Origin of the sequence: Pantoea stewartii (genome assembly GCF_011044475.1) — a bacterium.
Classification (GTDB): Bacteria; Pseudomonadota; Gammaproteobacteria; order Enterobacterales; family Enterobacteriaceae; genus Pantoea; species Pantoea stewartii.
In genome coordinates, this window is the sequence record NZ_CP049116.1 from 162,865 (window position 1) to 175,717 (window position 12,853).

Sequence of the window (12,853 nt, forward strand, 5' to 3'; positions counted from 1 at the left end):
ATGAAATGAATGATAATACAGAGCGGCAGTATCAGAGAGGGTTAAAGCGAAGCTCGGATTTTTTGATGTAGTACCTGACACAATATTACCAATTGGTGAATTATTTTTATTAACGTCACACGCTGCTAGCTCTGGTGCTTTTATTGAAAATTACCTACCTTACCAGTCTGCATCCTCATGCTTTAAATAACAGCAGAACTGGCTGTTGCAGAATGGAAGAATGTTGCATTAGCATCATTTTAAATAGCAGCACGACCTGATACTACCTGGGCAGCTTCACCCGTCATACTTAAAGTAAAGGCAAATGCACCTTCTCAATATTGTCCACCAGGTAACCTGTATATCATCGCCTTTGAGCGCCCGTCGGAAAAGTAAAAAATTCCTGCGGTCATAGTAAGCGCGACTTCTCAACTGGTGCTGGGGGTATAGGTGACCGTTACCGTCCCGGTATACTCGCCGCTGTTTTTAGCTGATGGCTTAAAAGTCGGGGTGGTAAATGTCAGCGGCGCCGGAACGCAATACGTGGAGGTTGTGTAACCCGGCAGGGTGACCAGGCGGCCGGTGAACCCTCTATCGGGTGCTACCCAGGTGATGGCTTCCCCATTCTTCACCGTCTGCGCAGCGCTGGTAACCGGATTCCTCACGCTGATGGCGAAGTCAACACGGTCAGCCGGATTAGTCTCACTCCCTCCGATCCGGTGAACAGAGAAAAGACCCGATGTCCGGTCAGAGGGACTCCCCCCTGCATCGCTCAGTGACAGGATTATCTTTTTTCCCGCCGCATTTGCACCGTCATACAGGCACATATCCAGCGAGGCCGAACCGCTTGTGGTTGGCCAGAAACCGGAAACGCCCAGGTCGACTGTTGCATCCGAGGACGTAAAGGCAGGAAAATACACCTGCTGGGCACTGGCAGTGGTGACAGTCAGGGTGATGTCGGCAGTCCAGGTAGCCACATACGTAGATTCCCATGTGTAGTAATCCATCACCAGTGTGGCACGCCAGACTCCGTCAGTCAGACTGCTTAACTCACTCTGTGCGATAGAATAAGTAAAGGCAGGAGCGGTTGGTGTATCCATATTTATACTGCTCCAGGGTACCCGGTCGTAGGCACCATTATAAGAGCGCGTTCCTAGCACAGTCAGGGGCTTTGTCTGCCCGGTGCGGTCCTGAGTGAAGGTCAGCGTGATTCTGCCCGGGGCTTCAGGCTTCCAGGAAAGAGCAGTATCACAGGCCCCATTTGTGGAGTCCGTGCTACTTTTACAGACCATTCCTACCTGGGAGGAGGATGTTCCACTAATACTGCCAGCGGTAACCTTATTCCAGATGTACAGCGGAGCGGGCAGCGAACTGGTGTCTATCGTCTCCGTCACGGTCGTCGTGCTACTTGTCGGCAGGTCGGCCAGGACAGGCAGCGATACCAGCCAGCACAGGGCGGTCAGCCAGCAATAGATGTTTGTTTTCATGGTCTCTCACGGTCTGAATTATTGGTATAAACGTATTAATCTGTCATCGCTACCGGGCTGTCTGCACGCTCTGACCCGGCGGTCATCAGGGTAACCTGACGACGCTCTGCTGACGGCAGGCGTGCCATATCGGTATTCTGGCACGTGGTCGCACCCAGATAGCGAACGACCTCGCGCACTTTCTGTACCCTGAGTGCACACACCCAGAACTGGTCTGCCCGCATGACGTACAGCTGGTCCATACGTGACTCCGTCTCCATGGTAAAACCGCCGTCACCGACTGACGTCCATGACGTCACATTGAGAGGAATGACGTTCTCAAGAGGCTGACGTGAACCATCAAGCAACCGCCCAAGCCAGATATAGCGCGGACTGACGGTAACCTCTTTGTTAAGTATTTTGCCGGGAGCCATAAAGGCTGTGGTCGTGCCTGCGCCCCGGGTGATTTCAGCCGCCACCCCGTCAGAGGAGACGCCCGACTCGTGGATTCTGAACGTGCTTTCCTGATACCCCTGCGTCGTGAACACAGCCCGCCGCCCGCTGGTGATATCCGTCCGCCCCCCAAGACCGGAGATACTGACCCGGGAGCCGGTCTCATCATCACTCCGCCCGACGGAGACACCAAAGGCTGAGGCCGCGCCGTCATTGCTCCAGCGTCCCAACGCCACGCCTGACCGGTCCACCACCAGGGAGGAGTTGTAGGCTCCGCTGCTGCCAAACGTGTGCCGGCGGCTTCCTGAACGGTCCCATGCATCACTTATCGTCAGCGTCCCGTCACCGTACTGACCGCCGGCACTTCCGGTGACAGAGCCATTCACCGTATCCGTATTGATGCCTGACAACGCCACACCTGCACGGTTATTTCCGTTATCTTCGCCATAGTGAGTCATTGAGGTACTGTACCCAAGCGCCCCACCCGACCGTTCAGACTGCCAGTTCATGCCCGCACTGGTTGTCAGTCGGGCGCCGTCTGAAAGTTTCGTACTGCGGAATATTGACACCCCGATGTACCCGCCTTTGTCGGGGCTGCTGTAGGTACTGACATTTCTGACATAAGCGCTCAGCCGCATGTTTATATTGAGGCTATTGACGGAAAAGCTACGATTCAGACCCAGCTGCCAGCTCTCGCTACGGGAACTGGACTGATAAATCTGCTCCCAGGGGGCACCGGCATTATATTCAGCACTGCTTTCATCCAGGTCCTGACGGTAAACATAACGCCCCTGATTATCGCTAAGGGTATAACCCACAGAGGCCTGCCAGCTCATTACGGGAACAGACAGCATCACGTTGGTATTTTTGTAGCAGCCCGTGAAGCCGTAAATATGCGATCGCTGAACATTACAGTCATCCGCTGTCCGGGATGTGCGGTAAAAGCTGAGAGCGAAACCATCGTTGTAACTCACCTGCTGGGTATTCCCCCGAGAGCCATCGCTGCCCTGCAGCCAGCTGACCCGTGTGCTTAGCTGCCCGTCCAGTACTCCTGAGTCAAATCCGTGAAGCCAGTCGGCTGCCGCTTCGGCATATTCAGAGTCACTGAGCACAGCTGTTCCGGCCGTCAGCGCCAGCGTGTCTGTCAAAGGGAGGCGGCCGCCGGCATGCATGACAAAATGCTCATGTGAAGCATCAGTAGTCATGGAGGAACGCTCACTGTCCGGTGAGCCCGCCTGCAGGAACCACTGAAATCCGTTCCCCCACCCCATCTCCTGGCGGGTGTAGAGTTGTGATTCGGTTCGCACGAGCTGGTTATTCTCATAAATACGCAAGGTCAGCGTGTAACTGCCGGCCGGTAACATACTGGTATCGAGCAGCTGCATGCCGGCTTTGAGGTAAAACGTATTGAGCAACTGATTATCCCGGTAGGCATCCACTCGCGCATCCCGGGGTAAAAACAGGTTTACGGGCGTGCCTGCTGACATTTTACTTTTATTTGCCCACGCCAGAGTCGACCCCATGCGAACGCCGCGAATACGCTCTATCGGCAGCTGATTCAGGACTATATTCCCCCCTGCATTCGTAAAAATATCCTGAGAATTCATCAGTCCGGCCTGGATATAGATGCGCTTCAGAAAATCTTGCCTGAAATACGCATTAGAGGCTTCTGCCTCCTGGGTGCCGGAATGTCCAGAGCGCTGACTCAGCCAGCTCCAGTCCACACTGGCATAGCTGGTTTCTCCAAGCCCGAGCGTGCCGTTACCTCTTAAGGTCAGTGACTGATACTGACCCGTCGTGGCCAGATTCAAAGCCTGCTGGTGAATAAAGGCGTTTCTGCCTGCCGGAGTGGCCTGGTAATAACCACTGTCTTCAGGCACGTGAAGAGTGTAAAGATCACTGAGAAACAGTCTGACTACATTATTGTTTTCATCATAAATGACACTGAGGCTGTCTGTTTTGAGATAATCACAGCCGACACGCCCCCGGTGGGCACTGCATGACAGCTGGCCATTCCTGCTCAATGGCAGATGAAGATTTTTTGTCAGCAGGGAATCAAGTCCGGAGGGATAACCATAAAGTTTCGCGATGGCCTGCGATAATTTATCAGGCTCAAGAAAGGTTATATTTTCAAGGTCCACCCGCACACGGGCCATTCCCAGAGACTGACCGTATATCTGAACCTCTGACTGAAATTCCTGGCCCTGAATCAATTCTTCAAACCCAGCCGGAACACGCATAGCGGCCTGAGACATCACAGGAATGATGACTGCAAAAGGAAAGAAAATAGCCCAAGAGGGAAATCGGTTCACGTCACACCCGCACAGAAGATACCTGACGGGGTTACCGTCAGGTATGAATTAATGAATCAGGAACTTGTAGCCTGGGACAGAATCAGGGAGACGGTCCCGCTGTACTCACCGGCAGTACTGACAACCCCCTTGGTTGTCTGGGATATCGCCAGGGGAATTGTGATTGAACCGTTAGTAATTCCGTTCGGGAAATAGGTGGCATATGACAGCGTCGACTTAGTTGTGCTAAGCGCGGTACCGTTCAGCGTCACCGTCAGCGGAATGGTGGTGGTAGTCGTGGATGCGCTCAGTTCCGGTGAACTGGCCAGGGCAACGTTCAGGTCGGCAGTGGTTGAGTTGGACCAGAGCTTAACATCTTTTGAGACTGTACCGAGTCCAGAACCCACAACATACTGCATGGCAATGGTGTCAGGTAAAACAGTGCCATCGGCCAGCGTGATGTCCACAGTCGGATCAATCGATGCCGTGACGGTGATGTTTTTTGTCACAGCATGCGCGGATGCGAACGTCAGCATGGCTGCAGAAAGCAGTGAACAGGAAAGAATTTTTTTCATCAGATACCCTTAAATCAACTGTTATTAAAAGTGTTATGGCAATACCTCAGGCGCAATCTCCTTAATATTGCCGGTTGTAACGTCTGTATATTTAAACTTGTAATGTTCGCCTGGTCTGAACGTAAAATCTTTAAGGATGACATGCATGTCTGGATAAATTGTTTTCACTTTGCTTTGCCATTTACAGCGCCCCTGCTTATCACAAATGCCGATTTCCTTTAAAGGCAACCTGACCGTGCCATCATTTACGATTTCAGATGAGCCCGGACGGTATTTCATGCTGACAACTACATTCTCAGGTGGAACATGCAATAAAACACCCCAGATAATATTGACACCCACCCGGGTGGAAATATCTTTATTTGATTTTTCCCCGGTAATTTCTGAATTGAAGGTATTGTTATCCACAGATTCAAAGTAAATACGCCAGGTTGTTTCTTTCTCTGGTGGCAGCATTGATACAATGCGGACAATCCTTTCGCTACCGGCTGCCAGCGCAATTTTTGAGGGCACAACAGCAATACCGGTATCACCACCAATATCAGACACAACCTCACGCTCCTGCGGCGTGCCGGGATTTTCTATCCGTTTCAGCGTCACTTTAACAAATTGTACATCATCATCTTTTGATAAAAGCGTGAGTTGCCTGGTGCCTTTGTCATTCAGAGAGACTTCCATCGGGTAGACGTACATGGCCGCGGCAGCATCTGCGGTTATAAAAAAACAATAAATCGCAGTCACACCGAAAATAAGTGAACGAAGCTGCATGACAAACCTCACTGGCATTAATGTTCATTTATCTGAACCGTCAACATTCAGATTAAAATAATTTCAGACCCAACATGACTGAGAGCGGAAATAAATGGCCCCGGCCCTTTATGATGGCATATAACCATATTGACGGCGCAACGAGACCTGCACGGGAAACAGAAACCTGTGACTGCATCAGTCGCTCTGGATAAAAACGTTCTTTCAGGCGTCAACTTAAAAGTCAGAGATCATTTGCTGCGGAACAACAGACCAGAGCGGAGTTAACTTCCTGTCACAGAGTATTCATCCCGGAAAAAACATACTCCCATCATCATGCCCGACAAGACACTCAACTAACTTTCCCTGAACCTATTTCAGTTCTGCCTCCCTGGGGTATGTATCGCATACATAGTCAAAAAAGATATATTTTTGTCCCCACTGAATAAATCCGTAAATCCTAATCCTGTCTTTAAGAATACTGCGCATCAGTGATGACTGAAGCCAACTTGCCGTACCGGATTTATCCCCTTCATTCCTTTAGCATAAATAAGCATCCTGCCGCCCTTATCAGATGGATAAATATTTTTTAACAGATACGGCAATACCCCGCGGGGGTAAGAACTTTCCGTAAAAATAAAATCAAGCGCATTATGCACAACGACACACCGACGTCAAACCCGATCATAAAAAGGCATCTGATAGTTATCAACTATCAAAAAAACAAGTATTGATCGTTTTCCACAGCTAGTGGATTATGCAAATAAACACATATCATATTGAAAATAAAGATGATATTTAGCACGCACCTGCTGCATTTATGGGCATAGCGTTTGGATGTATGTGAAATTCTCAGGGAAAAATGGTTCCGCAAAAAAAAATTTTATTTGATATATGACAATATTTACGTTGCGGCACCAATTTAATCCTTTTCATTTTGATAATGGAAAATACACACTCCTTCCAGGAAGACAGCAATTGGAGCCACATTATTTTCATTTGAAAGATAAACTGAGTTTACATCCCAATAAATTTCCTTTTAAAACTTAAAACCCTGAGATTATTAGCGCCGTATTAGTTACTCCAGTTGCAATTAATAAGTATGTAACTGGACAATATGAAATAAGCCCCCAAAGCCACCCCGTCAGAATCTATGATAATGGAGAGGTGAAAGTGAAGAAGGTTTAAGGGCGAGAAATTTACAGAAATGTAGGCGTACAGAGAGAACCGTAATGACGAACAAGGACGACTCGGTTGGCAGGACGATGCGCCCGGTTTATCGGCCAGTCAGCAATAACGTCCTGGACATGCCGGAAATCGCTTTCAGGTTCCACATCGTTCAGTTTGCACGTCCCTATCAGGCTGCACATCAGCGCCATCGCGGACTGACGGCCAGGCGAAGCGGCCGCGCTCCAGCCGTTTGGCCAGCAGGCACAGCCCGTCACTGGCAGACCACAGCCGTATGATCTGACTGCCGCTGCGGCCCGGGAAGATGAAGACGTGGCCGGACATCGGATCGTCTTTCAGCGTCGTCTGCACTTTTGTGGCGAGGCCATTGAAACCGTTACGCATGTCGGTGATACTGGCAACCAGCCAGATTTTGGTGCCTGTTGGTAACGGGATTACCGTTTGAACGCCTGTATCAGCAGGGTCAACAGGTTTTTGCTGACAGTGCCCTTGAGACAGAGCGTTCCGTGCCGGAACGTTACCTCACAGCCAATATTAAGGGTTCCCGGGTCCTCTGCGAGTGGCTCTGACTATACGGCAGCTGCATCGAGAGTCACAGGAAGTAGCTGAGGACTCTCTGAAGAGGGTAATAGCAGCTTTCCCTCACGCTATTGTTGGTGCCATTTAAACAACAGATTGGCGTAAGTGCCATTGCAAGCGCCAGCTTTTAAATGAATTTCCCGGGTTCGCAGGGGGCAGCAACGCGCTGCTGTTTAAATTCAGGAGAATAATCAGGGCAGTCTTTACGCCTGCCGGGAGTCATATTTTTCTGCATATCTGACGCTTCGGTTCCCACTACTTATTTGGTGAACATCACTTTGTCGGATGCTTCAGATTATGAGCAGACGGTTTGCGCTGTACGCTTACCTTTTTTGCATTATTCAGGGTGATTATTATGGCGCTTGTCGCGAGGGTGATAAGGAAAATACCTAATGCAATCATCGCATTAAATCCATAACCTTTAAAAAGCATTAAACCGGCGATACACCCGGACAAAAATGAAAAGACGGTGGTCAGATGGGTATGCAACTGTTTCTGTGCAAAACGTCTGTCGCAGGGTTCGGCACGAGAAACGAACGAAGAAACGTACGTGCCAAGTGCAATTCCGGCATCAGTAAGCGTACCTGTGATATGTGTAGATCGAACACGACCATTTGAGAGTTGAGTAGACGTCGCATTATGCAATCCCATCAGGAAAGCCAGCATCAATAACACTTCACCATTATACTCAGGAGAATAAAACATTTTCTCAAACAGCGAAGCAGACGTCAGAGCAATTCCTTCAGCCAGGATAATCTGACAAAAAACCGTCCTTATTTTCCGCCTTTCTCCGGCAATGATAAATAATCTTGCCGACGTGCATCCAACAACAAACGCCATAATTAATCCAGCAAGAAAGATGAGGCTGTCAAAATCGGATGTAAAAACTTCAGTTGAAATTTGAGAGGTATTTCCACTCATATGTGACGGAAAAAAACCAAACGCACCAAGCGCCATGGCATTAAGAATACCTGCCGTTGTCGCTAATGCCTGAGCAAGATAACGGTCTTCGGTATGTGAACGCAATTTCTTCTTTTTTATCAGCATATGATTCCCCTGTTACTGTTTTTCCGCACCATTTATGATTTCGCCTGTTGTAGATTTTTTAGCATAGTCGGTTTTAAGAAACGTAACGGTAAATACAGACTAGTCTGGACAGATAACACCCTAATTATATTGATATTTACAGTTATTTACAGGAAACGAAAAGGCGCGTAAAAATGTTAAAAATGGGTGTTCGCAGTTGATTTAATAAAACAACGAAAGACTGTTTCGCTTGTTTCCCCAGCCATGTGCTTTAACAACCCTTCATGTTTATGGCAGGATACGCAACCAAACTCGTAACTGTGCAGACTGTCAGTCATATTTTTAAGGTTGTATCATGGCAAAAGTTGGTCCTAAATTTATTGTTCTTGTAATTATTGTGCTGGCTTGCCTGGCCTGGTGGCTCGTTCCGCATTATGATGCGGAAGAGAAAGCTTATTATGTATCAGTGCTCTGTGCAGTGCCTCAGCAAAATGAACATCAGATATACAATGCAATGAATAATGTTATCGAAGGCAGTAACTCTGATTATGCATTGCAAAAAATCCATTTTATCCCGGGACTGGCTAAACGTGTCATTACTGTCTGGAAAAATCTGACGCCCGACCAGCAGCAACTCGCCGCCAGTAATAATACGCAGTGCCAGCACTTGCTCACCCACAATAAATAGCTGCGCAAAAGGTCACTTAATCATGCTGCAACGAAAAAATTACGCTGCGCTGGGCCAAATAACAGCGCCATATGTTCACGCCGTCAGCCATAACGGAACACTGTATGTTTCAGGCCTTACCGCCCACGGCACGACAGCAAGCCAGCGTGACATAGCAGCTCAGGCAGAAGCGATATTCGATCAGCTTGAGGTTATCGCCAGCGCTGAACAAACGTCGTTAGAGAATTTGATAAAGGTGACCCTGTTCATTACTTCATTCACTGATATTGATGCACTTCGTAAGGTATTGTTTAAACGCTATGGCCCCGCTCTCCCAGCCAGTTCACTGGTTCAGGTTAGCGCCCTCTTTGCTCCTGAATTGTTAATTGAGATTGAGGCGATCATTGCACTTTAAGAAAAGTTCGCCCTGCCCTTTTCATATGAGTAATATCACCAACTGGTAAGAACATGCTTTACGCACAGCATGTTCTTAATGTATTTCCATCTCCCATCCTTTTCTGACTTCACATCATTTCAGATAAGTGCGGTACATGTTTGCTCTGCACGTTGACGTGGTATTCCTCTTATGGCGCCGGCTTTTATACTTTCCCCTCCTGGCTATCTGGTTTTCAGGCATGCTCAACGCGAAAGATGCTGGCTGGCTATTAACATTGCAGCGATCGCGCTTGTATTCATACTGACGAAAGCTTTTTGACATGCCATACAGATATGCAACATTGTCGTTGCTATATGAATAACAAACCGAGTGGCTGACGTTTCGCAGCTCGCTTATCAATCTGTCGCATACCTGTCATAACCAGAATTGCGGTTTATCTGCATAAGGCTTTCTCATTTAGACAAACTGGCTGTGCCTGTCAAAAGGAACCTGATTAATTAATTCGTATTTCGCGTGGGCCTTCGTAAAAGGGATTCATTCAGAAACCCATGACATGTGAATTTCAGCCTGAAATCGCCAAAGAGAATCACTGACTACAGTGAATGTTTGAGTATTCACTGTAGTCAGTTCGCTTGAACAGATGACTGCGTTATTGGCACGCTTATTCTAGAAACAGATAAAAAGGACGGCTAACAGCGATGCTGCGGCGATGTTAAGATCGAAGCTAGTGGCAGCTCTAGACCACTTGATATTAAGGTCATTGAGCCGGCCTGAAAGACAAGCGCGCTGAACATGAATCACGGACAGCAATACGGGTACCGCAGGCTTGCGATATGCAGCAAGCCGCTAAAATGTCACGGTCATCTTAGCTGGACGCGCATTTTATAGTGCCGTGATTTATTAAGTTTAACTTTTACCCGATTTCGCTTTGCGGCCTTCCGGATTATATTAATTCTGTATTTCTTCAATAACGATGCGAGTCAGTTTCAGCGTGATGAGTTGTAAACATTGACTCAGGCGCGTAACCGCATTCACGGCTTAGCTTTTAGCTTCCGCCCGGAAAGGTTGACGACCAAATTTCAGCCTGAAATCGCCAAACTCATTTGGCTCACTGATTACAGTGAACATGCAGCAGGTGTTCACTGTAATCAGTAATTAGTAATCAACTGCATTTTTACATATGGCCGCTTCAGACTAAGCGAGAGATCTCATGTCATTGCCATACTCATCCCAGGCTGTGCACCGCGCCGTCAGTAAACGGCATATTCCTGACTAGCAGCGGTACCAATGCGTGGCAAGTGATTCACTGTAATCTGTAGTGTGAAGCATCGGTAAGCGTCAAAGCCTGAGCAACATGCTCAGGGCACCAGAATACTGGTTACAGTGAATTCAATATTAAAACCTGAACTCCCATCGCTTTGTCCTTTTGAACATGATTAGCCGGAGCAGATGTAATAAGCCTTTCTTCGTTTCAAAAAGTGAGATTAAAGCCAATGATTGTGTCACCTGCATTCTGGTGCCTGAAACGTTTTGCGGCCGATTCAACAGCAATGATACTGACGCAACACGCAGGCTTAAGCGGTTTTATTAATACAACGAGAATTTGCATCATCATTCACAGCGCCTTACAGAAAAAGGGGTGATATCATTTGTCTCACCTTTCCTCACTCGCTGGCCCCAGTCCTGCAGTGTGCGGGCGACTACAGGCTTCACTTTTAAAGAAAGGAGGGATGAGGGCGCTAATCAGCGTGTGAGAGAGATTCGGGCAAAATCGTGATGGTGCCATGCATTGACAACTTTGGCTTACTCATTACCAAATACTTTCCCGTTAGCACATCATCATACAGAGTGATTTATCCATCACAGCCTTAGTTATCCACTTTTTCTGTGGATAACTAAGGGATATTTTCTGTATATCGTCATTATTGATAATTTTATTGTTTATCAGATTTTCTCGCGGCAAATAAGTTTAGTGAGGATACGGTGTCAGCTCATATCGATGAGGTTTACATTGCTGGCAGTTTTAGAAAAATTTCAGGGTGAAATCGCCAAAATAAAAGCTATATAATACAAGCATATATAAGAGAAAATCGCAAATTTATCGCCGTTATAGCGTAACATCAAAGCATTCTATCACTCCTTCAAACTTTCCTTTTAGTACGAACAGTCGAGAGACAGCACGAAGAGCTGATAAAAGCGTAAGCGGTTGAACAAATATCATCCATAAGATGATTATAAGACCGGATTTCTGAACGTCAGGCTTTCATTACAGTCTTACAGATCATGCACAATTTCGACCAGCACAACCAAGACCCGAAACAGAATTTCGGGCGAAATTTTACGGCACTGAGATTAAAAAGAACTTATTTTTCAATATATTAATATCGGAAAGGAAGACTATTAAATGGCGATTTCAGCCTGAAATTGCGAGTGTAAATAGCAGCATAAACAAAGCAGGAAGGGAGGAAAGAAACCAGGCAAAGGCTATTTGCCTGGTCAGGGTTAGACGCTCATCGTGTCATGAATTTTTTCAGGGTTTCTGAGATCACTTTATCCAGCTCATCCTGCAGCTCTTTAGACTGGCGATTAAATTCATAACTGAACATCCTTCCTCGCGTTTTTTTACGCGCAAAACGATCTTTATCTGCGAAAGACCACAGCGCAATGGCAGTGGTTTTGTCTTTTTCGGGCTCTTTAATCAACGTCTGGCTGCCCTGACGGATTAAGCGAAGAATATTATTCTTTAGCTCATCTTCAGCTAAATTTTCACGCGCTCTGACCACATCGATTTCAGCAGAAATCGCATTAATCAATGCGTCAACTGATTGCCCTGTTTCACTGAGCTTGTCTGAAGCCTGGAGCAGAGCTTTATAATCAGGATAAGTCAGTTCAGATTGATTGGGGAAAAGCGAAATCAGATCGGCAGGCACACTCGCCGCCTGTAATGCACGGGTCACTTTAGCCTGAGACAGCCCCTGATTTTCAGCTATTTCTTTTTGTGAAAGTCCGCCTTCTTTAAGCGCAAGCAAACGCATGCCGACTTCACGTAAATTATGTTCGCGCGCCGTCTGTATATCCTGAGCAAGCTTGCGTGCCTCATCGGACGTGATTGCAGCATCGGTAACCAACACATCAAGACCGGTTTTACAGTGCAACGCTGCGGCCCGTCGCCTTGAACCATCCAGTATCTCAATACGTTCGTCCTGCATGATGCCAATGGCAGGAAAAAACTGCTGGAGTTTGATGGTACGAATAATGTCGCGTAATGAATCAGGTGTAAGACCAGACTGGTCGCGACCATTGGTTTCCATATTTACGAAGGTTTTAGCAGCCACTTCGCTGGCAGGTATATGATTAAACCTGAACACGGCGCGTTTCCCCGTCGAAAGCACAAAGGTTTGTGAGGGGAGTTCAGAGGATTTTTCGGTAGTTAACGGCGTCTGGCTGAAGGTTCGACCAATCGTTATTCTTTTTGCACTCATAAA

Annotated in this window: 8 protein-coding genes and 2 pseudogenes; 2 read left to right on the forward strand and 8 right to left on the reverse strand. The window is 47.5% G+C overall.

Features of this window, described 5'->3' with window-relative positions; all coding sequences use genetic code 11:
- Positions 1-407 precede the first annotated feature (407 nt).
- The 7 genes and pseudogenes from G5574_RS22200 to G5574_RS22230 all read right to left on the reverse strand — a co-directional run bounded on the left by G5574_RS22200 (position 408) and on the right by G5574_RS22230 (position 8,325).
- Positions 408-1,466 carry a CfaE/CblD family pilus tip adhesin gene (locus G5574_RS22200; protein WP_164483325.1) on the reverse strand — a complete coding sequence of 353 codons (1,059 nt, stop codon included), beginning with the start codon at positions 1,464-1,466 and terminating at the stop codon, positions 408-410.
- 35 nt (positions 1,467-1,501) lie between these two features.
- Complete coding sequence (locus G5574_RS22205) at positions 1,502-3,709, reverse strand: TcfC E-set like domain-containing protein (RefSeq protein ID WP_244964697.1); 2,208 nt, start codon at positions 3,707-3,709, stop codon at positions 1,502-1,504.
- Between the two features lie 557 nt (positions 3,710-4,266).
- Entirely contained in the window at positions 4,267-4,764 is a 498-nt protein-coding gene (locus G5574_RS22210) for a CS1 type fimbrial major subunit (RefSeq protein WP_033742332.1), read from the reverse strand.
- 33 nt (positions 4,765-4,797) lie between these two features.
- A complete protein-coding gene (locus tag G5574_RS22215; protein WP_164483327.1) occupies positions 4,798-5,532 on the reverse strand; it encodes a fimbrial protein in 735 nt (244 codons plus the stop codon).
- Between the two features lie 1,178 nt (positions 5,533-6,710).
- Positions 6,711-6,887 (reverse strand): annotated as a pseudogene (locus G5574_RS23810) (transposase domain-containing protein); the annotation flags it as partial.
- Positions 6,886-7,083: pseudogene (gene tnpB, locus G5574_RS22225) on the reverse strand (IS66 family insertion sequence element accessory protein TnpB); the annotation flags it as partial. The pseudogenes G5574_RS23810 and tnpB, both read right to left, overlap by 2 nt.
- Positions 7,084-7,551: 468 nt before the next feature.
- Positions 7,552-8,325: a YoaK family protein gene (locus tag G5574_RS22230; protein ID WP_164483329.1), complete on the reverse strand. Its 774-nt coding sequence runs from the start codon at positions 8,323-8,325 to the stop codon at positions 7,552-7,554.
- 334 nt (positions 8,326-8,659) lie between these two features.
- Here G5574_RS22230 and G5574_RS22235 point away from each other — a divergent pair, with 334 nt between their 5' ends.
- Both G5574_RS22235 and G5574_RS22240 read left to right on the forward strand, forming a co-directional pair.
- Positions 8,660-8,992, forward strand: coding sequence for a hypothetical protein (locus G5574_RS22235; protein ID WP_164483330.1), 333 nt, complete (start codon positions 8,660-8,662; stop codon positions 8,990-8,992).
- Positions 8,993-9,014: 22 nt separating this feature from the next.
- Positions 9,015-9,386, forward strand: coding sequence for a RidA family protein (locus tag G5574_RS22240; protein ID WP_164483331.1), 372 nt, complete (start codon positions 9,015-9,017; stop codon positions 9,384-9,386).
- A gap of 2,492 nt (positions 9,387-11,878) precedes the next feature.
- Here the strand turns inward: G5574_RS22240 and G5574_RS22245 are convergent.
- The gene (locus G5574_RS22245; RefSeq protein ID WP_006122021.1) at positions 11,879-12,850 is read right to left on the reverse strand and encodes a ParB family protein; all 972 of its coding nucleotides are present in this window, start codon (positions 12,848-12,850) and stop codon (positions 11,879-11,881) included.
- Positions 12,851-12,853: the final 3 nt, after the last annotated feature.